Source organism: Burkholderia sp. Tr-862 (assembly GCF_011753085.1).
In the GTDB taxonomy this organism is placed as follows: Bacteria; Pseudomonadota; Gammaproteobacteria; order Burkholderiales; family Burkholderiaceae; genus Burkholderia; species Burkholderia ambifaria.
Window position 1 is genome coordinate 19,385 of sequence record NZ_VWWG01000032.1, and the last position, 21,844, is coordinate 41,228.

A 21,844-nucleotide genomic window follows, 5' to 3' on the forward strand; every position below is an offset into this window, starting at 1 on the left:
GGGCCGGCGCCACTTGCCGCCGCGCCGCGCGCACTTGCCGCAGACGGCTTTCGTCCAACGTATCCGCCGTGCGGCGGCGCGCGACGATGCGTGCATTCGGCGCCGCGCATTCACGCCGCGCGGCCGTGCCTGGCATCGCCGCGCGTTTGCGCGTCGTGCAAGCCGGCGCTACGATACGCGTTCAGCCGGAGAGGCGGCGCCGCAAGCGGCCGCCTTCGCACGCCACGCCGGCACCGCGCATCGCCCGTCGCGCACGCCGGGTTGCCGCGCATGCGCGCCACTCGCCACTCGCCACTCGCCAACACGGCTCAACTGTTCACTCGTTCACCACCATGACTGCATCCTCTTCAGCGCCGAACGTGCGCGCCATCGTCACCGGACACACGCGCGGCCTCGGCGCGTCGCTCGCGGAACAGCTGTTGCAGGAAGGCATCGCCGTGCTCGGCGTGTCGCGCAGCCGTCATCCGTCGCTCGCCGCGCAGGCCGGCGACCGATTCGCCGAAATCGAACTCGACCTGTCGGATACGTCGGCCGTCGCGGCGTGGCTGGCCGGCGACACGCTGCGCAGCTTCGTCGACGGCGCGTCGATCGTGCTGCTCTTCAACAACGCGGGCATCGTCGATCCGATCGGACCGCTCGACGCGCAGGATCCGGCGCTCGTCGCACGCACGGTCGGCCTGAACGTCGCGGCGCCGCTGATGCTGTCGGCCGCGCTCGTGCAGGCGGTATCGGCGCCGACCGAATGCCGGATCCTGCACGTGTCGAGCGGCGCCGCGCGCAACGCATACGCGGGCTGGAGCGTCTATTGCGCGACCAAGGCCGCGCTCGATCATCACGCACGCGCCGTCGCGCTCGACGCGAACCGCGCGCTGCGGATCTGCAGTGTCGCGCCGGGCGTCGTCGATACGGGCATGCAGGCGACGATCCGCTCGACCAGCGAAGAGAACTTCCCGATGCGCGAGAAATTCGACCAGTTGAAGGCGAGCGGCGCACTGTCGACGCCCGAGGCCGCCGCGCGGCACCTGATCGGCCACGCGCTGAGCGACACGTTCGGCGCCGAGCCGACGGCCGACGTGCGGAACCTGCCGGCGGGTTAAGCCGCGCACGCGGCGCGTCAGCCTTCGAGCCGCTTCGTCCAGTCTTCGACCTGCCGCTGCGTCCGGCGCTTGTCGAGCATCTTGCGCCAGCCGGACGGCAATACCGGAACGCCGCACAGCGCATCGAGCGCGGCCATGTCGAGCGTGCGCCGGTACAGCACATCGAGCACCGTCGACAGTGGCCATTGCGGATACCGGCGCTCGCGCAGCGCCAGCACATCGCCCGGCGCCACCCAGCCTTCGTCCAGCACACGGTAATACCAGCCGGTCCGGCCGCTTTGCTGCACGAGCGCCGCCATGCGCGGATGGTCGAAGCGCGCATTGAGCTTCCAGCACGGCTGCCGCGACTGCGACACCTGCAGCACGGCGCCGCCCAGCGTGAACACGTCGCCGAGACACACGTCGTGCTCGGTCACGCCGTGCGTCGACAGGTTCTCGCCAAATGCGCCCGGCCGCCCGAGCACGTCACGCACCCCGATCTGCGCGGACCACCACGCATAGTGATCGTACGCATAGTGATGGACCGCCTTGTCGGGCCCGCCGTGATGCCGCGCATCGGCCTGCCCGTCGCCCGCAAAGCCGAGCGCGCCGAGCCACAGACGCGCGTCGACCGGCTGCTTGTCGATCGCACTCATGTGCGGCGTGCCGGCCAGCGGCCGGCTCGTGCCGACCCGCACCGCGGCGATGGCGACCGCGATCGCCGGCCGCGCGTCGCCGCTCATGCCGGCACACCGTCCGGCAGTGCCGCAAGCAGGCGTTCGAGCTCGCGCGTGCGCACGTCGCCGAGCGGCAGCAACGGCCGCCTCGGGTCGCCCGCGTCGAAGCCGCGCAGCCGCAACCCGGCCTTCACGGTCACCGGCAGGCCGCCGTCGACGATGAACCGCAGCAGCGGCAACTGCGCGTGAAAAACCGTCCTGGCGCGCGCCAGGTCGCCCGCGCGCATCGCATCGACCAGCGCAATCGGCAACGCGGCATTCAGGTTTGGCGCGGCCGTGCACCATCCGGCCGCGCCCGCGGCCAGCGCGGCAAGCGCCATCGGATTGCTGCCGTTGTAGAACGGGATCGTCCCGTCGCTCAACTGCGCGAGCCGGTGCATCCGCCCGATGTCGCCGGTGCTCTCCTTGACCATCGTCACGTTGTCGACGGTCCTGCAAATCGTCGCGATCAGGTCGGGCGACATGTCGACGCCGCTCGTCGCGGGGTTGTTGTACAGCATGATCGGGATGCCGATGGCGTCGCCGATCGCGCGGTAGTGCGCGACGATCTCGTCGTTGCCGAGCTTCCAGTACGACACGGGCAGCACCATCACGGCGTCGGCGCCGGCCTGTTCGGCGATGCGCGCGCGGCGCACCGCACCGGCCGTCGTGAGATCGGAGATGCCGACGACGGTCGGCACGCGCCGGCGCACCGCGCGAATCGACGCGGTGGCGACCGCCTCCCATTCGGCGTCGGACAGGTACGCGCTCTCGCCGGTACTGCCCAGCGGCGCGATCGCGTGGACGCCATCGGCGATCAGGCGCTCGATCAGCGCATCGAGCGCCGGCAGGTCGATGCCGCCGTCGGCGACGAACGGCGTAACCGGATAGGCGATGATGCCTTGCAGCAGGATGGACACGATGTGGATTCCTCAATGATGAATGGACGAGACGGAAGCGATGCGTCCGCTCATGCAATACAGTCCCGATGCGTGCGCAATGCGCGACGCGCGTAGTAGTCGAACGTCACGGCATCGCGCTTCGGCTTCGAAATCCAGTCGTGCGCTTCCCGCGCGAGTGCCGGCGGCACCGGCTTGATCTCGCCGGCCGACATCGCCAGCAGTTGCAGCTTCGCGGCCCGCTCGATCAGCAGCGCGAGGATGCAGGCTTCCTCGATCGTCCTGCCGACCACGAGCTGGCCGTGATGCGACAGCAGGATCGCACGCTTGTCGCCGAGCGCCTTCGAAATGATCTCGCCTTCCTCGTTGCCGACCGGCACGCCCGGCCAGTCCTTCAGGAACGCGCAATCGTCGTACAGCGGGCAGGTGTCCATGTGCGACACGACGAGCGGCTGCTCGAGCATCGACAGCGCCGCGACATGCGCCGGATGCGTATGGATGATGCAGTTCACGTCCGGGCGCTCGCGATAGATCCACGTATGGAACCGGTTAGCCGGGTTCGGAATGCCTTCGCCGTCGACGACGTCGAGATCCTCGTTGACGCGCAGCAGGTTCGCGGCCGAGATCTCGTCGAAGCCGAGCCCCAGCCGCTGCGTGTAGTACGTGCCGGCGTCGCCCGCGCGGCAGGTGATCTGCCCGGCCAGGCCCGAATCGTGACCGGCGTCGAACAGGATCCGGCACGTGAGCGCGAGCTTTTGCCGCGCGGACCAGCCGCTGTCGCCCACCTCGTTCTCGAGACGCCGCTCCGCCAGCGCGACCAGCGCCTCCTTCGTCAAATTCAGCGTTTCCGCCATGTTCACCTCCTGATTGGATCGGATCTGCCGCGCCGTCCGCGGCCGTGTCCGTGGACACGCAAGACACACGATACACCACAGGACACGTTGTGTCATGCGTTACAATCGACTTTTCGAAGGACACCTGGCGCCCCATGACGATTCGCCTGAAGCTGCTCAGAAAACAGAAGGGCTGGACGCTCGATGTGCTGGCCGACGAGACCGGCCTGACCAAGAGCTACCTGTCGAAAGTCGAGCGCGGCCTGAGCGTGCCGTCGATCGCGGTCGCGCTGAAGCTGTCGAAGGCGCTGAACATCGACGTCGAGCAGCTGTTCTCGGAAAGCCACAACCGCGAGCTGATCACGGTCACGCGCGCCGGCGAGCGCACGGCGATGGGTGCGGCGGCCGACGGCCACGCGCACCGCTTCGAAAGCATCGCGGCCGGCGTCGCGCCGAAGAAGATGCTGCCGTTCGTCGTGCATCCGCCGCACGAATTCGCCGCGTCGACGTTCCGCGAGCACGAAGGCGAGGAATTCCTGTTCGTGCACAAGGGGCGCGTCGAAATCGAATTCCCGAACGAGACGGTGCAACTCAAGACCGGCGATTCAGTCTATTTCAACGCACTCATCCCGCACCGCACGCGCAGCCTCGGCACCGCGCAGGCGGAGATCCTGGTCATCGTCAGTCACGACGACTAGCCTCGTCACTTCTTCGCGCAAGGATCTTCCGATGGTCACCAAGACCACCGCACCGTTCCAGCAGATCAAGACGCTCGTTCGCCAGAATGTCGACGCGGGCGACTGGCGCCCGGGCGACCGCATTCCGTCCGAACTCGATCTCGCCGCGCAATTCGGCGTCGCGCGCATGACGGTCAACCGCGCGCTGCGCGAGCTGACCGAGGAAGGCGTGCTCAAGCGCATCGCGGGCGTCGGCACCTTCGTCGCCGAAGTGAAGCCGCAGTCGAACCTGCTGATGATCGCGCACATCCGCGACGAGATCCGCGCGCGCGGGCACGAATATCGCTGCCGCGTGCTCAGCCAGTCGCGCGAGCCCGCGTCGTTCGACGTCGCGGCCGCGTTCGGGCTGGCGGTCAACACGCCGGTCTTTCACGTGGTGTGCGTGCACGAGGAAAACGGCCGCCCGATCCAGCTCGAGGATCGCTACGTGAATCCGGCCGCCGCGCCCGAATTCATCGATCAGGACTTCCAGGCCGAGCCGCCGTCCGAATACCTGTTCAACAACGTGTCGCACTACGAACTGGAGATCGAGCACGTCGTCGACGCGTCGCTGCCGACGAGCGAACAGGCGCGGCTGCTCGACATGCGCGCCGACGAGCCGTGTCTCACCCTCACGCGCCGCACCTGGACGAACGGGCTGCCCGTCACGTTCGTGCACTTCCTGCATCCGGGCAACCGCTACCGGCTCGGCTCGCGCTTCAAGCCGGGCGCCGGACGGCATCAGACCTGAACCCGCTTCGGCACCTGAAAACGACCACGCGCGGCGGCCGCTTCATCGCGAAACGGCCGCCGCGCGTGTGACGGCGCTCGATGTCGTCGATATTCGCCGCTCAGATCGCCCCGACCTGCCCCGCGTCGCGCGTCCACACGACCGGAAACAGCGGATGCTCGAGCGGCGCGCCGTCCGGCAGTTCGTCGGCCAGCCCCGGGAAATCGGGCGACGTCTTCCAGCGGCGCGGCGCGTGACGGATGTCGTCGCCGACGAAGCGGATCGAGAACGCGCGCCGGCGGTTCTGCGTACCGCCCGACGCATGCAGCGTCAGCATCCGGAAGCACACCATGTCGCCGGGCTCGAGCGCCCAGTGCCGAATCGGGAATGCCGAACGGTCGGCCTCGATGTCGGGCAGATCGGCGAGGCTGCCTTCGGGGAACCACTTCGCCTCCTTGTCCATGAACGTGCGCGGCATCAGCCATGGCCCCTGGTGCGAACCCGCGACGAATTCCAGCGTCGATTCGAGCGGTACCGGGTCGACCGGAATCCACATGCTGACGTTGTCGTCGCCTTCGATGTTGTAGTACGGCTGGTCCTGGTGCCACGGCGTGCGCTGCCGCGTGCCGGGCTCCTTCACGAGCAGATGGTCGTGATGCAGGCGAACAGTCTTCGTGCCCATCAGCGCGGCGGCCACCGACGGCGCGGGCGACCGCACGATGAAGTCGCGATACGCATCGTTGTGCCGCCAGTTGCAGAAGTCCTCGAAGAACCAGCCCGGATCGTCGGGCCGGCTCGCGACCTTCGCTCGCACGCTCGGCTGCGCGAGGTTCGCGTCGATGCCGGCGCGCAGCGCGGCCACTTCGTCGGGCGAGAAAATGCCCTTGATGCACACCGCGCCTTCGTCGCGGAAGGCGGCGATCAGTTCGGGCGTCACGGCTTTCGCGACGCGGTCCTGGATACTCGTCATGGCTTGCCTGTCGATTGAATGAAGCACGGGATCATGGGGGGGCATGGGGCGCATGCGGTCACGGCGCGGCGGTCAACTGCTGCTTCGCGCCGTAGATGTCGAAGTCGAAGTATTTCGCGGCGATCTTCTGGTACGTGCCGTTCGCGCGGATCGCGGCGATCGCGTCGTTCAGCCGCTTCTTCATGTCGGCGTCGCCCTTGCGCACGCCCATCGCGACGCCGTAGCCGGTGATGCGCACGTCGGTCACGTCGGGGCCCGCGAACGCGTAGCCTTTGCCGCGCGGCGTCTTCAGGAACGAATAGCCGGCCTGCGTCTTGTCCTGGAAGGTCGCGTCGAGACGGCCGTTCACCAGATCCTGATACACCTGGTCCTGGTTCTGGTACGACACGATCGTCACGCCCTTGGTCGCCCATTCGGCCTTCGCGTACGCCTCCTGCGTGGTGCCCTGGTCGATCCCGACGCGCTTGCCGGCGAGCGACGCCGCGGTCGGCAGCAGCTTCGAGCCAGCCGGCGCGACGAGCGCGCCCGGTGACGCGTACAGCTTGTTCGAGAAGTCGATCTGCTTGAGCCGCTCGTCGGTGGCCGTCATCGCGGACATGATCACGTCGAACTTGCGCGCGCGCAGCCCCGGAATCATCCCGTCGAAGCCCTGCTCGACCCACACGCACTTCGCGCGCAGCTGCTCGCAGATCGCATCGCGCAGGTCGATGTCGAAGCCGGCGAGCGAGCCGTCGGGCTGCTTCGCCTCGAACGGCGGATAGGTGGGATCGATGCCCCAGCGGATCGTCGCCGTGTCCTGCGCGAACGAGACGAGCGGCGCGAACGCCAGCGCGGAAACGACGAGCTTTGCAGTGCGGTTCATGGTGTGTCCTTGTGGTCTCGACGTGGCGGGCAAGCGCCGGGCGTCCGTTGGGGAGCGTCGTGCCGGCGGGCCCGGCGTGGTACGCGAAAGACTGGGACTTCCTTCGATGAAACTGCGATGCAGTCTAGACCGCTCGATTTTTGGGCGCAAGCGCGGAGAGCGAGTTGGAAGAGGCCGGACGGCGAGATCGGGACGAAGTGCGGGATTGATGGCCCGAAGTCGCGGGATTTTCCCGGAATTTCGAGTGTTTACCCGGCGTGACGTTGGATCGCCACAGAACGAGTTTTTGCGGATATCCGCCGGAGGAAAATGTCTATACAGCGCGGTCTATCGACACATTTTTCCACCGTTCCGCCCATGCACCCTATACCGCACCAGCAACCATGAGTGGCGACGAGTATCGTCGAGGCGCGTCGCGAGCAGCCCTATCCGCATGTCCGGCGAACCCACGATTGCCCACGGTCCCCGGCCATGCTAAAAGTCGTCGCACGCATTTGGAAATGAAATGCTCGAATCCAGAAAAGTGCAGAAATGAATCGACCTTTGTTCGACCTCGACCTGTTGCGCGCACTCGTGATGGTCGCCGATTGCGGCAGCTTCACGACTGCGTCCGCACGCCTGCATTCCACGCAGTCGACGGTCAGCCAGAAGGTGCGGCGGCTCGAGGAGATCGCCGGGCATCGCCTACTCGACCGCGGCACGCGCGACGTGCGGCCGACCGACGCCGGCGTGACGGTGCTCAGCTACGCGCGGCGCATGATCGCGCTGAACGACGAGATGCTGGAAGCGCTGTCGGGCGCGACCGTCGCGCTCACGATCCGGCTCGGCGTACCCGACGATTTCGCGGCGGGCCGCACGACCCATGCGCTCGCCGCGTTCAAGCGCGATCATCCGCAGGTGAAACTCGAAGTGACGTGCGGGCTGAGCCGCGACATCTGCGCGGCCTACGATCGCGGCGAGCTCGATCTCGTGCTGATCAAGCAGCGGCGCGACAGCCGCGAGGCAGTGGTGCGCTGGCCGGAGAAGCTGCGCTGGATCGATAGCGCTCAGCATCCGACGATCGAGCTCGACCCGGTGCCGCTCGTCGTGTTTCCGCCGCGCGGGCTCTATCGCGACGACATGATCAAGGCGATCGAGGAGCGCGGCCGCCGCTGGCGAATCAGCTTCACGACGTCGAGCCTGAGCGGCATCCAGGCGGCCGTCGCGGACGGCCTCGGCATCAGCGTGCTGCCCGCGCGCGTGGTGACCGACGAGCACGTGGTGCTGACCGAGGAGCGCGGCGGCTTCGCGCCGATCGAGAACATGGACATCGCGATCCTGCATCGGCCGACGGCCGATCCGATGGTCAGCGAACTAACGAAAGCGCTCGCGGCGATGCTCGAACACGAGCCGGAATAAGCGCAGCCGTCGCGATGCGGATCGGCTGCGACGGAGCAGCGGCGTAAACCGGGCAAGCCCGCGCCCGTCAGAACATCGTGTTCCCGTTCGCCGCATGCTCGGGCACCGGCTGGTTCACGTCCCAGTGCTCGACGATCTTGCCGTGCTCCAGCCGGAAGATGTCCATGATCGCGCTGCCGCGCGTGCCGGGCTCGCGCACCGCATGCACGTGCAGGATCACGTAGTCGCCATCGACGAACGCGCGCTTGATCTCGCTGTGCGACTGCGGATATTTGTCGCGCAGGAACGCGACGAACTTGCGGAAACCGTCGCGGCCATCGGCCGCGTTCGGGTTGTGCTGCACGTACTGGTCGCCGACATACGCGAGCGCGGCATCGGCATCCTTCTCGTTCAGGCCTTTCTCGTAGAACGCCAGCACCGTGCGGCGATTCGCTTCCTGCTGCGCTTGATCCGGCCCGGCCGCCGCCGCATGCGCGGCCGTCACCGCGAACGTCGCCGCGGCCATCCATCGCGTCCATCGCGCGGCCCGTGCCGCCATCGTGCGTGTGCGTCGCATCGTCGTCTCCCGCGGGATCAGGCTGAAAGAGCCCGATCATACCCGGCGCGATGCGGCACCGGGCTCAGACCAGCGCGCCGTCGCGCGCGACGATCCGCCCCGACGACACGACGAGCCGGCGCGTCGGCCGCGCGACGACGGCCTCGGCGAACGTCAGCGCATCCACGAGCACGACGTCCGCACGCTTGCCGGCCTCCAGCCCATAGTCGGCGAAGCCGCAACCGCGCGCCGCGCTGTGCGTCACGCAGTCGAGTGCGACTTCGAGCGCGTCGTCGCGGCGGAAATCGTTGCGCATGCCGATCAGCATCGCGCGTTCCAGCATGTCGGGCGAACCGTACGGCGTCCACGTATCGCGCACGCCGTCGTTGCCGCCGATGACGGTCACGCCGGCCGCGCGGCACGCGACGACCGACGGCACGGGCACCGCGGCCGGCGCGGTCGTGACGATCGCGACGCCGAGTTCGGCCATCCGCGCGAGCAGCGCGTCGCGCTCGCGGTCGGCAACGTCGCCGAGGCAGAAGCCGTGGCTGATCGTGACCTTGCCCTGCATGCCGAGCGCGGCCGTGCGCTGCAGGATCAGGTCGAGCGAATACGCGCCCATCGACCCGCGTTCGTGCAGGTGCAAGTCGAGCCCGCAGCCGTGGCGCTCGGCGATGCCGAACAGCACGTCCACCGCTTCGACCGGATCGCCTTCGATCGCGCACGGGTCGAGGCCGCCGAGCAGGTCGGCGCCCGCGCCGAGCGCGTCGGACAGCAGCGTGGCGGTGCCGGGCCGCTTGAGCACGCCCGACTGCGGAAACGCGACGATCTGGACGTCCACCTGGCCGCGCAGCGTCTCGCGCGTCGCGAGCACGCCGTGCAGATGCCGCAGCCCGGCCTCGGTGTCGACGTCGACGTGCGTGCGGATGCGCGTCGTGCCGGCCGCGAGGAACGCGCGCGACAGCGCGAGCGACGCGGCGCCCGCATCGTGACCGCTCGTCGCGCGGTAGTTGCGCTCGTTCTCGATGCGGTCGACGAGGCGCGGCCCCACCGCGTTGCGATACCACGGCATGCCCCAGTGGGTCTTGTCGAGATGCGTGTGGCCTTCGACGAGGCCGGGCAGCGCAAGCGCGTGCGCGCCGTCCTCGATCGCGCAGCCCGCGGGCGCGTCGAGCGACGGGCCGACGCGTGCGATGCGCTCGCCTTCGATCAGGATGTCGAGCGCTTCGTCGGCGTGCGTGCGGACGTTGCGGATCAGCAGGTTCGTCATGTCGGTTCCGGGGTGGTCGGTCGGTGCAGGACCGTCACGATGCACGCACCATGACGGCGGTCAGGTCGTTATCGCGTGAAACGCGGCGCCGGCGCGGACAGGGAAAGGAACCGCGGCCGGCGCGGCGCGACCGTTGACAGGGAATGCGGTCACGATATCGGACGGGGCCATCCGAGGCCAATTAAATGTCGCGATGCCGCGCATTCGATTTCGCGATGCCCGGCGCGCATGCCCCGCTCGCCGGACGCGACGATGGGGCGGGATCGCGGTGGAAGCGGTGGAAGCGGTGGAAGCGGTGGAAGCGGTGGAAGCGGTGGAAATGCCGACGGTCGTGCAGCGCGCCGCGTCATCGGATATGGGCGTCGGGCGGCCGCGTCGCGCCATGGCGGGCGCTCGCCTCAACACCCCGCCGTGCCGGCGAGTTGCTCGGCAACAGACTTTACACGTTGTTACCCGGCCGCACCGGACGCGCATCCGCCCATTCCTTATACTCACGCCGAGTTCGCCACCCGTCCCGGAATCCATCGGCGAACACGTTGCCGATGCAGGAACCATCATGATGCGCATGCCTTCCACGAAGACCGTTCTGTTCGCCTCGCTCGTCGCCGTGGCGGCGCTTCCGCTGACCGCCTGCGTCGCGCCCGGCTACTACGGTGCGCAACCCGGCTATCCGCAGCAGCAATACGCGACGCCCGGCTACGCGCAGCCCGCGTATTCGCAACCCGGCTACGTGCAGCCGCAGCAGCCGGCCTATCCGAATCAGGCGCCGCAGTACGACCAATACGGCAATCAGCAGCCTTACGGTGGCCAGTACGGCAACGGCTACGGCACGCAATACGGCACACAATACGGCACGGTCGCGAACATCCAGCCGGTCAACGGCTCGGTCGGCACGTCGGGCGTGGCCGGCACCGTCGTCGGTGCGCTGGTCGGCGGCGTGCTGGGCAACCAGTTCGGCCGCGGCCACGGCCGTGATGCGGCTACCGTGATCGGCGCGCTGGGCGGTGCCGTGGCCGGCAACCAGATCGGCCAGCAGATGGGCGCGGCCCAACCGCCGAGCAGCTACCGGATCGACGTGCGGGTCAGCGACGGCTCGACGCGCTCGTTCGACGTGCAGTCGCCGGGCGACCTGCGCCCGGGCGATCGCGTGCAGATCAACGGCAATCAGCTGTCGCGTTATTGATCCAGACCGCATGCGCCTGACCTGATCAGGCGCATCGCGCAGATTGCGCGCCCTCGACGCCGCGCGCCGCCGCGGCGCCGTGGCGCGACAGCGGGCGCGCTTCGCTTCATCTCCTTCCTTCTGTCAGCGCAGCATGCTTGCCGCGCGGACACGTCACCGTCAGCTTCCGCACACCGCCGATACTCGCGCGAACAACCCGTTTGCGCTTAGCATTGTCGATGCCCTGCCGCGCATCGCGCAGCAGATTCCGACACCCCAACAAGAACCGCATTCCATGATCACGATCCGCCTGCTCGACGCCGCCGATGCGGCGCAGTTCCAGTCCGTGCGCCTGCGCGCAATCGACACGTCGCCGACCTCGTTCCTGCCGACCCGCGACGAAGAAGCCGGCATCACGGTCGACGAATTCGCGACGCGCATCACGCCGAGCGGCGTGCGGGCCGTGTTCGGCGCGTTCGACGGCGCAACGCTCGTCGGCATCACGGGCGTGCGCCGCGATGCGCGGGCGAAGGTCGCGCACAAGGCGGTGATCTGGGGAGTGTTCGTCGATCCTGCGTATCGCGGGCGCGGCATCGCGCAATTGCTGCTCGACAGCGCGACCGCGCATGCGGCGCAAGCGTGGCAATGCAGGCAACTGATGCTGTGCGTCAACGAGATCAACGGCACCGCCGAACGCCTGTACGCATCGCAAGGGTTCGTCCGGTTCGGCACGGAACCGCGCTCGCTGCTCGTCGACGGCCGCTTCTACGACGAGCACCACATGGTCAAGACGCTGGCGTAACGCGTCCGCATGCATCGACCGGCCGCATGCGAACGCCTGCTCGCGCGTTACCTCACCGCACGTCGGTGACCGTCATGTTGACGGCCTGCCCGGCGATCGTCACGTTCGTCAGCGTCATCGCGCTCACGTTGAACGCGTAGATCGGCCCCGGCGACGTGACGGTCGGCGTGCCCGACGCGACCGGCGTGCCGAAGTCGCAGTTGCTGATCGTCACGCCGGAGATCGGCTGCACGGCCGGCGTCGGCGGCGTGCCGTTGTAGTCGAACGCGACCGGCCCCTGCGCGACGATCGCCTGGAAGCACGACGCGGTCACGCCGTTCAGCGTCACGTTGCTCGCCTTCACGTCGGAGATCGTCACGTTCTGCACGACCGGCGGCCGCGTGCGCACGGCGTCGTTCGCGGGCTGGTAGTCGCAGTCGAACGTGACGATGCCGCCCTGCGCGGCCGACGGATTGCCGGCCGACGGCGTCACCACGCCGAGCGGCACGCTCGCGTTGACCGGGCTGCCCGCGAGCAGCGCGCTGCCGTAGCCCCCGCCCTTCAGCGTCACGCCGTTCGGCAGCGTGACGCCCTTCACGTGGAAGTCCTTCACGTAGCCGCCCCGGTTCATGTTCGTCTTCACGCGAATCGCGATGTTCAGCGGGTTGGTCTGCCAGTTCGCGTTCAGCATCGACAGGTGGGTCGCGTAGATCTGCTCGACGCCGCCGCCCATCTCGCTGCCGAGCGTGATGCCGCCGTGCCCGCTGTTCATCGTGCAATTGCGGATCAGGTGCCGCTTCGCGGGACCGTATTCCGTGTCGCGGTCCTTGCCCGACTTGATCGCGATGCAGTCGTCGCCGGTGTTGAACGTGCAGCCTTCGCACAGTACGTCGGTGCACGCGTCCGGATCGAAGCCGTCGTTGTTCGGGCCGATGCTGTTCGTCGTCACGCCGCGCATCACGACGTTGCGGCTCGCGGTCGGATGGTGCTGCCAGAACGGCGTGTTTTGCGTCTGGTAGTGCTCCATCAACACGTTGGTGCAGCCGATGAATTCGACCATGCACGGGCGCAGGTAGTGGCCGAGGCCAAAGATGCGCTGCTCGACCGGCACACCGGCCTCGGACAGCGCGGGCAGGTAGTTCTGATCCTGCTGCCACGGCGTGACGGGCGACGTGAGCAGCGCATAGAGCGCGTCGGGGATCGCGGGCGCAACGATCCGCAGGTCGACGTTGTTCGGATTCGCATAGTTCTGGGCCGGCACCGTCGCGCCGGCACCGTATGCACCCGACGAGCCCTTGTAGGTCCACCAGCACACGCTGCTGCTGCCGGCGCCGGAGAACGGCGTCATCGCTTGGCCGTTCAGCACCGACGTCGGCCCTTCGCCGGTCAGCGCGATGTTCGTCGCGTTGCGCGCATAGACGGGGGCGCCATAGTTCAGGCAGTCGTTCGCCTGCCAGCGGCTGTAGTACAGGCGGCCATTCGCGCCGCAGTCGACCGGGCCGTCCTTCGCATAGTCGGCCGGGTTCGGGCTGAAGTAGATCGTGCAGTTCGCGCTCAGGTGGAAATTCACGTTGCTTTGCAGCACGATCGGCCCCGCGCAGTACCAGTTGCCGGGCGGCACGACCACGCGGCCGCCGCCTTCGCGCACGCACGCGTCGATCGCCGCGAGAAACGCCGGACGCGAGTCGAACGCGCCGGGCGCGGTCGTCAGTTCGGAACCGGGGCTGACCGGAGATTTCCCCGCCGGGTACGGCGACGTCTGCGCGACGGTCGCGCACGCGCGTGCGCCGTAGTGCGTGACGTCGAAGTCGTGCCTGCGGAACGCGAGGCGCGACACATGCGCGAGCGATGCCGCGATGCGCGCCGCCGCACCGTGCTCGCCCCAGATCAGGTCGACCGCCGCATTGGGCGACGTGCCGGCCGCAAACGCGCGGGTCGCCGCGAGCGGTCCGCCGAGTGCGGCGCCGCCTGCGAGCGCGCCGGTCCAGCCGATGAAGTCGCGACGCGATAGCCGCCGCGGCGCGGGCGATCCGACAGACGAGGACGAACGGCGACGGTTCGCAGCCATGGGCACTCCTTCAGGGATTAGGGGATCGATACGCCGGACGGCGGATCGTTATTCATACGTCGTCGTACTACATTGCGCAGTCTAGACGCGATCCCAGACGAGGACGTATCTGTCGTTTACCCTGTTTCTACTGGCTTGATGTCGGATATGTGAGCGCACACTCACTTCTTGATCCGCGCATAAAGATATATGTTGTCGTATCTTTATGCGCAAAAACTCGATGTCCGACAGCGACGCGGTCGAGCCCGAATCGACCTCGCGCGTGGAATATGACAAGCTCGCGGAGGCCTCACCCGTCCATTCCAACCCGTCACAGGAGCCTCAATTGCAGACCCGACACGGAGTCGACCTCATCCGCGCCCGCGCGCTGTTCGATCGCAAGCGACTTGCATTCACCGAAGCCATGCCGACCTCCCGCGCGTTGTCCGCGGAAGCCGCCGAGCATTTGCTGTTCGGCGTGCCGTTGCACTGGATGCAGGACTGGTCGACCCCGTTCTCGCTCGTCGTGAAGGAAGCGCGCGGCGCGACCTTCACCGACGTCGACGGTCATCGTTATGCGGACTTCTGCCTCGGCGACACCGGCGCGATGTTCGGCCATGCGCCCGAGCCGGTCGCGCGCGCGCTCGCCGACCAGGCGACCCGCGGCTACACGACGATGCTGCCAAGCGAGGACGCCGCCTGGGTGTCGCGCGAACTGGCGCGCCGCTTCCGGCTGCCGGTCTGGCAGTTCGCGCTGAGCGCGAGCGACGCGAACCGCTTCGTGCTGCGCTGGGTGCGCGCGGCCACCGGCCGCAACACGATCGTCGTGTTCAACGGCTGCTATCACGGCACCGTCGACGACGTGTTCGTCGACCTCGTCAACGGCCGCCCCATGCAGCGCGACAGCCTGCTCGGGCAGTCCTACGACCTGCTCGCGAACACGCGCGTCGTCGAGTTCAACGATCTCGCCGCGCTCGAAGCGGCGCTGAAGGATGGTGATGTCGCATGCGTGCTCGCCGAGCCCGCGATGACGAACATCGGGATGGTGCTGCCGGAGCCGGGCTTCTGGGAGGCGGCGCGCGCGCTGACGCGCCGCTACGGCACGCTGCTCGTGATCGACGAAACGCACACGATCAGCAGCGGCCCGGGCGGCTACGCGGCCGCGCACGGCCTCGACGCGGACGCGCTGGTGGTCGGTAAGCCGATCGCCGGCGGCGTGCCGTGCGCGGTGTACGGTTTCAGCGCCGAATTCGCGGAACGCGCGAAAGAGGCGAAGCTGAACGCGCCGCCCGGCCATTCCGGGATCGGTACGACGCTCACCGCGAACATGCTCGCGATGCGAGCGATGCGCGCGACGCTCGCCGAAGTCGCGACCGACGCCGCGTATGCGCACATGTTCGAACTGGCCGCGCGACTCGCCACCGGGCTCGAACAGGCGATCGCGAAACACGGTCTGCCGTGGTGCGTGACACGCATCGGCGCGCGCACCGAGTTCCAGTTCACGCCCACGCCGCCGCGCAACGGCACGATCGCGGGCGAACAACTCGACAGCGAGCTCGAGCACATCGTGCATCTGTACCTGCTGAACCGCGGCGTGCTGATCACGCCGTTCCACAACATGATGCTCGTGTGTCCGCAGACGACGGCCGACGACGTCGACACGCTCGTCACGCAGTTCGACGCGTGTCTGGGTGAGCTGGCGTGATGTGACGAGCGGCGCGTCGGGCTCGCCGGCATGCGCGAGCCCGACGCCTGCGCCCAAGCTACTTCGGCAGATCCGTCGGATCGACCTGCGTGCCCGGCACGCCTGCAGTGCGTGCGCTCACTTCAAGCTCGTCGCGCAACGCCGCGCGCGTATCGCCGCCGCCCGAACCCTGCACCGACGCAGCGCCACCATCGAGCGCCGGCAGGATGTAACCGTTCACCATCCGGCGAAAGAGCTTCACGTTCTCCGCATCGCGCAGGCCGCCGTCCACCGGCAGCACGCCGGTCATCACGATCACCGTATTGCGCTTCGGCAGCACCGTGATGAATTGCCCCTTGAAGCCCATCGCGTCGAATTCGGGTTCGCGCTCGACGATGTTGTTGATCCACCAGTAGTAGCCGAAATGCGGCGACACGCGCGGCGCCGTCATCTGCGCGATCCACGCTTGCGGCACCACCTGCCGCCCCTGCCAGCGCCCGCCGTCGAGCACGAGCATGCCGATCTTCGCCATGTCGACCGCGCGCAGCCGCAGCCCCCAGCCGGCCGACACGAGCCCCGTGCGGTCCGCGCGTTCCCATGCGGCCCGCTTCATGTCCAGCGGGCCGAACAGATGCGTCTGCGCATAGCGCTCGACGGGTTCGCCGGCCGCCGCGCTCAACATCGCCGATGCGAGGATCGGGTTCACGTCGGTGTACTCGAACGCGGTGCCGGGCGCGACCTTCGGTGCGGCCGACGCGGCGAGCTTCAGCCGGTCCGGCGCGGTGTAGTAGATCGGATCGTCCTTCGGGCTGAAGTCGTAATGCAGGCCGCTCGACATCGACAGCACGTGCGTCAGCTCGATGCCGCGCTTGTCCGCGAGCGCGCCGCCGAGGTCGGGGCGCCATGCGGCGAGCCGCGCGGCCACCGGCTCGTCGAGATGCACGGCCCCGCGATCGACCAGGATGCCGGCGACGAGCGACGTCACGGCCTTCGTCACCGAGTACAGCTCGTAGGTCGAATCGCGCGACGCATTCGCAGCGTAGCGCTCGAAGATCAGCTTGCCGTCCTTCACGACGAGCAGGCTGTACACGTCGAGCTTCTGCTCGCGGATCCAGCGCGACAGGTCGACGAGCTTGCGCGAATCGACGCCGGCGTCTTCGGGTGCGGCTGCCGCGAGGCCGGTTTCGTGCAGCGGTGGCAGCACGTCGGCCGCGTGCGCCGCAGACAGCATCGGCACCGGCGAAAGCGCACCGCCGCCGATCAGCAGCGCCGCAAGCCGCGCGAGCAGCCGGCGCACGAGAGGCGCTGCGGGCCGCCGCGCATCGGGCCACGCGGACGATTGGTCAATGACGTTCGTGATCCTCATCAAATCTCCGGTGCATCGTTGAATGCGGCGGCGGTACCGGGCACGCCCTTCGTCTGCCGGCTGCGCGCCAGTTCGTCGCGCAACGCCTGCGTGGCCTGCGCACTTTCGACCGGCGGCTGCGCCGGCGTGAGCGCCGGCAGGATGTAGTCGCCGACCATCCGCCGATACAGGTTCAGGTAGGTCGCATCGCGCAGGCCGCCGTCCGTCGGCAGCAGGCTCGTCATCACGACGACCGCGCGCTGCGCGGGCAGCACCGTGATGAACTGCCCCTTGAAGCCCATCGCGCCGAATTCCGGCGTGCCGTGCTCGACGACGTGACTGATCCAGCAGTAATAGCCGTAATCGGCCGCGGCAGGCGACGGCGTCGTCATCTGCCGGACCCAGCCGGCCGGCACGACCTGCTTGCCGTTCCAGCGCCCCTGGTCGAGCAGCAGCATGCCGATCTTCGCCATGTCGATCGCGCGCAGCCGCAGGCCCCAGCCGCCCGCCACCGCGCCAGTACCGTCGGCGCCACTCCAGCGGTAGTGCGCGAAGCCGAGCGGCGCGAACAGCCGCTTGCGCGCGAAGTCGTCCTCGCGCTCGCCCGCGGCGATCGACACGGCCGTGCCGACCAGCACCGGGTTCACGTCGATGTAGTCGAAATGCGCGCCGGGCGGCTGCGCGGCACGGCTCGTCACCGCGACGCGCAGCCGGTCGGGCGCGTCGTAGTACAGCGGGTCGGTGCCTTCGCGCGTCGTGTAGCGCAAGCCGCTCGACATCGACATCAGGTGCCGCAGCTCGATGTCCTGCTTGTCCGCGAGTTCGCTCGCGAGATCGGGCCGCGCGGCGCCGATCAGCGGCGCGACCTTCGTCGACGGAGCGAGCTTGCCCTCGCCGTCGAGGATGCCGGCGAGCAGCGCGGTGATCGTCTTCGTCACCGAATAGAGCTCGTAGTTGTTGTCGCGCGTGAGGCCGTCGCCGTAGCGCTCGAACACGATCTTGCCGTCCTTCACGACGACGAGGCTGCGCACGTCCATCCGGTCGCGGCGCAGCCATTCGGACATCCGCACGAGCGGCGCCGAATCGACGCCCGCCGCTTCGGGCACCACGCTCGGCAGATCCTGCGGCGCGCCACCGGCGGCCAGCGCCGGGCCGCCGCACGACCCGGCGACGATCGCGACGGCCGCGATGCCGCGCATTGCTTGGGAAACGCTCATCGTTGCTCCTGTTGAAATGCGCAACCGCCGTCTCCGGCGGAACGTCACATCACCTGCCGTGACGTCAGTCGAGACACGGTTTGCCGGCCGGCAGGAACTGTCCGCGCCCCGGCTCCGCCGCGAGCAGCCGGCCGTCCTCCACGAGCAGTTCGCCACGCGACAGGCAATGACGCGGCCAGCCCGTCACCTCGATCCCTTCATAGGGCGTGTAGTCAACCGCATGATGGAGCGACGCATTCGCGATCCGCACGCGCTTGTCCGGATCCCATACGACGATATCCGCATCGGCGCCGACCGCGATCGTCCCCTTGCGCGGATACAGCCCGTACAGCTTCGCGGGCCGCAGCGACGTCAGCTCGACGAACTGGTGCAGCGATAGCCGCCCCTTGCGCACGCCGTCGAACAGCAGCGGCAAGCGCGTCTCGAGCCCCGGAATTCCGTTCGGGATATGGTCGAACGAAACGGCATGGCCGCCCGGATGCTTGCCGCACGGATCGTCGTAGTTGAACGGCGCATGGTCCGAGGAAAACACCGAGAACACGCCCTGCTTCAGCGCCTTCCACACGGCCTGCTGGTTCGCCGGATCGCGCGGCGGCGGACTGCACACGCACTTTGCGCCTTCGTAGCCGTCGTGACCGCCGTGGCCGAGATCGTCGGCCGTCAGGTACAGGTACTGCGGGCAGGTTTCGGCCAGGATCGGCAACCCGCGCGACTGCCCCCAGCGGATCTGCTCGATCGCTTCCGCACCCGACACGTGCACGATCAGGATCGGCACGTCGACCAGTTCCGCGAACGCGATCGCGCGATGCGTCGCCTCGCGCTCGACCACGGCCGGCCGCGCATGCGCATGGAAATGCGGCGCGACGTGGCCGTCGCCGAGCAGCCGCTCGGTCAGCCAGCCGATGCAGTCCGAGTTTTCCGCATGCACCATCACGAGCGCGCCGTGCTCGCGCGCGACCGACAGCACGTCGAGCATCTGCCGGTCGTTCAGCTTCAGGTCGTCGTAGGTCATGTACACCTTGAACGACGTATAGCCGTTCGCGATCAGCCGCGGCAGTTCCTCGGCCAGCACGTGCGGCGTCGGATCGGCGACGATCAGGTGAAAGCCGTAGTCGATCAGCGCGCGCCCTTGCGCGCGCCGGTGATAGTCGTCGACGGCCGCCTGCAGCGACTGCCCCTTCGCCTGCGCGGCGAACGGAACCACGGTGGTGGTGCCGCCGCACAGCGCGGAGCGCGTGCCGGACAGGAAGTCGTCGGCCATCTTCAGTCCGTCGGGCATCGGCTGGTCGAGATGGCAGTGCGCATCGACGCCGCCCGGCATCACGAGCAGCCCGCTCGCATCGAGCTCGCGCGGCGCTCGCGGCAGCCCGTGGCCGAGCATGGCCACGCGCCCCGCGCGGATGCCGATGTCGCACGAGAACCGGTCCGCCGCCGTCACGACGTCCGCGTGACGGATTACGAAATCGAGATCGTTCGACATGACGCGCGCCTCAGATCACGTCGCTGAAGAGACGCCCCCAGCCCTTCACTTGCCGCGTGTCGTAGTCGGCGAGCTGCAGCGACTTCCACACGACGGTCGAGATCGTGTCGTAGATCGGGATGCCCGTCTCTTCCTCGAGCGCGGGCACCAGGTGCGCGGCGTTCAGGTTCGTGCAGAAGATCGAGATCGCGCGCGGGCCGGCCTTCGCGACTTCGCGCACCATCGCGCCGATCTGGTCGCCCGTCACTTCGGAGAACGAGAAATTGACCTTCAGGTTCAGGTGACGCTCGGCGATGCAGTTCAGGCCCGAGCGGCGATAGTTGTCGACGATCTTCGTCTGCACGTCGTCGAGATACGGCGTGACGAGGCCGAACTCGTGCGCGCGGGTCTTCTTCAGGATCTCGTTGAGCGCGAGCACCGAGGTCGTGGCCGGAATGCCGGTCGCTTCGGTGATGCGCTCGCACAGCCGCTCGTCGGCCTCGAAGCCGAGCCAGCCGGACGACGTGCCGTTCCATGCGATCACGTCGACCTTCGCATCGGCGAGCAGCATCGCGGCCTGGATGATCTTGTCGTCGTCGAACTGGCCGAGCGCCTGCCCCGTCAGCGAGATCTCGGTGACCGGAAAGCGCGCGAAGTGCGCGGACACGCCCGGCAGCCCGGCGACCATCGCGCTCGTCAGCGGCTCGAGCGACGTGTTGGAGGAAGGCGTGAGCATGCCGAGCAGGGTACGTTTCTTCATGATGAGGTTCTCTCTACCAGTGAATGCAATCGATGCGGTGAAAAGGGTCGGTCAAGGAGTCGGTCAGACCGGGAGCTTGTTTTCGTAGTCGATCGCGCTGGAGCACACGAGCAGGCCGACGCCGGCCGCCGCGAACACCATCAGCGCAAGGAAGTAGGAACCGGTGAACTGCACGATCGCGCCGACGAGGATCGGCACGGTGACGCCGCCGAGGTTGCCGCCGAGGTTCATGAGGCCGCCCAGGAAGCCGATCTTGTTGCGCGTGCCGAGCGACGACGGGATGCACCAGTACAGGCCGCACCAGCGCAGGAAGAACAGCGTCGACGACAGCAGCGCGACGCACACCACCGGGCTCTTCACGTAGGCGACGGAAAAGATCGACACGGTCGCGATCACCGCTGCGATGCCGAACAGCGTGCGCATCACGACGTTCGGGCGGCCGCCCGCGGCCTTCCACTTGTCGGCGATCCAGCCGCCGAGCAGCTCGCCGATGAAGCCGCAGAAAAAGATGATGAAGGTCGAGCCGCCCATCTGCTTGATGTCGAAGCCGTGCACCTTGTGCAGGTAGTTCGGCATCCACGTGAGCAGCCCGTAGAACACGCTGTTGAAGCACATCCAGCCGAAGAACATGCACCACACCGAGCGGTACTTGAAGAAGTCGCGCGAGCGGCCCGACGCACCGGCCGGCTCGGCCGCGAGGTCGCTCGCGTGCGACGCCTCGATGTAGTCGGCTTCGAGGTCGTTGACGCCCGGATGCTCGCGCGGCGTATTGCGGATGTAGTACCACGCGAGGAAACCGGCGAGCACCGTGCCGACGCCGGCCACCGCGAACGCGAGCCGCCACGAGCCGAGCAGCGCGATCAGGCCGGCGATCAGCACCGCGCCCAGGGCCGCGCCGAGCGGCGCGCCGCCGTCGAGCAGCGTGGCGCCGCGGCCGCGCTCGGTCTGCGTCATCCAGATCGCGTTGAGCTTGCCGCCGGCCGGGTAGATCGGCGCTTCGGACGCGCCGAGGCCGAGGCGGGTGAGCAAGAGCGACGGTGCGTTCGTGCACAGCGCGGCGATCGCCTGGAAGAAACCCCAGAACACGGTCGCCATCGCGATCACGATGCGCGGCTTGAACCGGTCGGCCAGCATCCCGCCCGGGATTTGCATGACCGCATAGGTCCAGAAAAACGAGCTGAGGATCAGACCCTCCATCGCCGGCCCGATGTGGAACTCCTGCGAGATGTAAGGCATGGCGACGGACAGCGACGCGCGATCGACGTAGTTGATCGCAATGAGGCTCAGCATGACGACGAATATCTTCCAGCGGACGGCGGACTTGCCGACCGTCATGGCAGCGACACCGGAGGTTGAAGACATGGACGGACTCCAGGGATGAACG

At 68.1% G+C, this 21,844-nt stretch carries 20 protein-coding genes; 7 read left to right on the forward strand and 13 right to left on the reverse strand.

Annotated features, from left to right (window positions below):
* Nucleotides 1–332 precede the first annotated feature (332 nt).
* On the forward strand, nt 333–1,097 hold the full coding sequence (locus F3J14_RS12465) for an SDR family oxidoreductase (protein WP_166723241.1): 765 nt from the start codon (nt 333–335) through the stop codon (nt 1,095–1,097).
* Between the two features lie 17 nt (nt 1,098–1,114).
* On the opposite strand, the gene F3J14_RS12470 is transcribed toward F3J14_RS12465, so the two are convergent.
* Genes F3J14_RS12470 through F3J14_RS12480 form a run of 3 tightly spaced genes read right to left on the reverse strand, consistent with a single transcriptional unit; the run spans nt 1,115 to nt 3,545 of the window.
* Complete coding sequence (locus F3J14_RS12470) at nt 1,115–1,819, reverse strand: MOSC domain-containing protein (protein WP_166723242.1); 705 nt, start codon at nt 1,817–1,819, stop codon at nt 1,115–1,117.
* A complete protein-coding gene (locus F3J14_RS12475; protein ID WP_166723243.1) occupies nt 1,816–2,712 on the reverse strand; it encodes a dihydrodipicolinate synthase family protein in 897 nt (298 codons plus the stop codon). The genes F3J14_RS12470 and F3J14_RS12475 overlap by 4 nt, the downstream gene beginning before the upstream one ends.
* A 50-nt stretch (nt 2,713–2,762) precedes the next feature.
* On the reverse strand, nt 2,763–3,545 hold the full coding sequence (locus F3J14_RS12480; protein ID WP_166723244.1) for an aldolase: 783 nt from the start codon (nt 3,543–3,545) through the stop codon (nt 2,763–2,765).
* Between the two features lie 134 nt (nt 3,546–3,679).
* Here F3J14_RS12480 and F3J14_RS12485 point away from each other — a divergent pair, with 134 nt between their 5' ends.
* Both F3J14_RS12485 and hutC read left to right on the forward strand, forming a co-directional pair.
* Nucleotides 3,680–4,222, forward strand: a complete 543-nt coding sequence (locus F3J14_RS12485) for an XRE family transcriptional regulator (protein WP_166723245.1) — start codon at nt 3,680–3,682, stop codon at nt 4,220–4,222.
* A gap of 31 nt (nt 4,223–4,253) precedes the next feature.
* Complete coding sequence (hutC, locus tag F3J14_RS12490; RefSeq protein WP_166723246.1) at nt 4,254–4,991, forward strand: histidine utilization repressor; 738 nt, start codon at nt 4,254–4,256, stop codon at nt 4,989–4,991.
* A gap of 100 nt (nt 4,992–5,091) precedes the next feature.
* On the opposite strand, the gene F3J14_RS12495 is transcribed toward hutC, so the two are convergent.
* Entirely contained in the window at nt 5,092–5,940 is an 849-nt protein-coding gene (locus tag F3J14_RS12495) for a phytanoyl-CoA dioxygenase family protein (RefSeq protein ID WP_166723247.1), read from the reverse strand.
* A gap of 58 nt (nt 5,941–5,998) precedes the next feature.
* Nucleotides 5,999–6,802 (reverse strand): ABC transporter substrate-binding protein, encoded by an 804-nt coding sequence (locus tag F3J14_RS12500; RefSeq protein WP_166723248.1) that lies wholly within the window; start codon nt 6,800–6,802, stop codon nt 5,999–6,001.
* A gap of 531 nt (nt 6,803–7,333) precedes the next feature.
* On the opposite strand from F3J14_RS12500, the gene F3J14_RS12505 reads away from it, so the two are divergent.
* Nucleotides 7,334–8,200, forward strand: coding sequence for a LysR family transcriptional regulator (locus tag F3J14_RS12505; RefSeq protein ID WP_166723249.1), 867 nt, complete (start codon nt 7,334–7,336; stop codon nt 8,198–8,200).
* A 67-nt stretch (nt 8,201–8,267) separates the two neighbouring features.
* Here the strand turns inward: F3J14_RS12505 and F3J14_RS12510 are convergent, their stop codons facing one another.
* Both F3J14_RS12510 and F3J14_RS12515 read right to left on the reverse strand, forming a co-directional pair.
* Nucleotides 8,268–8,756, reverse strand: coding sequence for a nuclear transport factor 2 family protein (locus tag F3J14_RS12510; protein ID WP_011659839.1), 489 nt, complete (start codon nt 8,754–8,756; stop codon nt 8,268–8,270).
* A gap of 64 nt (nt 8,757–8,820) precedes the next feature.
* On the reverse strand, nt 8,821–10,005 hold the full coding sequence (locus F3J14_RS12515) for an amidohydrolase family protein (protein ID WP_166723250.1): 1,185 nt from the start codon (nt 10,003–10,005) through the stop codon (nt 8,821–8,823).
* A gap of 556 nt (nt 10,006–10,561) precedes the next feature.
* On the opposite strand from F3J14_RS12515, the gene F3J14_RS12520 reads away from it, so the two are divergent.
* Nucleotides 10,562–11,188: a glycine zipper 2TM domain-containing protein gene (locus F3J14_RS12520; RefSeq protein WP_166723251.1), complete on the forward strand. Its 627-nt coding sequence runs from the start codon at nt 10,562–10,564 to the stop codon at nt 11,186–11,188.
* Nucleotides 11,189–11,462: 274 nt separating this feature from the next.
* Entirely contained in the window at nt 11,463–11,969 is a 507-nt protein-coding gene (locus tag F3J14_RS12525) for a GNAT family N-acetyltransferase (RefSeq protein ID WP_166723252.1), read from the forward strand.
* Between the two features lie 52 nt (nt 11,970–12,021).
* On the opposite strand, the gene F3J14_RS12530 is transcribed toward F3J14_RS12525, so the two are convergent.
* Nucleotides 12,022–14,016, reverse strand: a complete 1,995-nt coding sequence (locus F3J14_RS12530) for a glycoside hydrolase family 28 protein (RefSeq protein WP_166723253.1) — start codon at nt 14,014–14,016, stop codon at nt 12,022–12,024.
* 325 nt (nt 14,017–14,341) lie between these two features.
* Here F3J14_RS12530 and F3J14_RS12535 point away from each other — a divergent pair, with 325 nt between their 5' ends.
* Entirely contained in the window at nt 14,342–15,700 is a 1,359-nt protein-coding gene (locus F3J14_RS12535; RefSeq protein ID WP_166723254.1) for an aspartate aminotransferase family protein, read from the forward strand.
* A gap of 58 nt (nt 15,701–15,758) precedes the next feature.
* Here the strand turns inward: F3J14_RS12535 and F3J14_RS12540 are convergent, their stop codons facing one another.
* The 5 genes from F3J14_RS12540 to F3J14_RS12560 all read right to left on the reverse strand — a co-directional run bounded on the left by F3J14_RS12540 (nt 15,759) and on the right by F3J14_RS12560 (nt 21,822).
* A complete protein-coding gene (locus F3J14_RS12540) occupies nt 15,759–17,045 on the reverse strand; it encodes a serine hydrolase (protein WP_166723255.1) in 1,287 nt (428 codons plus the stop codon).
* Nucleotides 17,045–18,241, reverse strand: coding sequence for a serine hydrolase (locus F3J14_RS12545; RefSeq protein ID WP_166723256.1), 1,197 nt, complete (start codon nt 18,239–18,241; stop codon nt 17,045–17,047). The genes F3J14_RS12540 and F3J14_RS12545 overlap by 1 nt, the downstream gene beginning before the upstream one ends.
* A 64-nt stretch (nt 18,242–18,305) precedes the next feature.
* On the reverse strand, nt 18,306–19,721 hold the full coding sequence (gene hydA / locus F3J14_RS12550; RefSeq protein ID WP_166723257.1) for a dihydropyrimidinase: 1,416 nt from the start codon (nt 19,719–19,721) through the stop codon (nt 18,306–18,308).
* A 10-nt stretch (nt 19,722–19,731) separates the two neighbouring features.
* Complete coding sequence (locus tag F3J14_RS12555) at nt 19,732–20,460, reverse strand: aspartate/glutamate racemase family protein (RefSeq protein ID WP_166723258.1); 729 nt, start codon at nt 20,458–20,460, stop codon at nt 19,732–19,734.
* Nucleotides 20,461–20,523: 63 nt separating this feature from the next.
* Nucleotides 20,524–21,822, reverse strand: coding sequence for an MFS transporter (locus tag F3J14_RS12560; protein ID WP_166723259.1), 1,299 nt, complete (start codon nt 21,820–21,822; stop codon nt 20,524–20,526).
* Nucleotides 21,823–21,844: the final 22 nt, after the last annotated feature.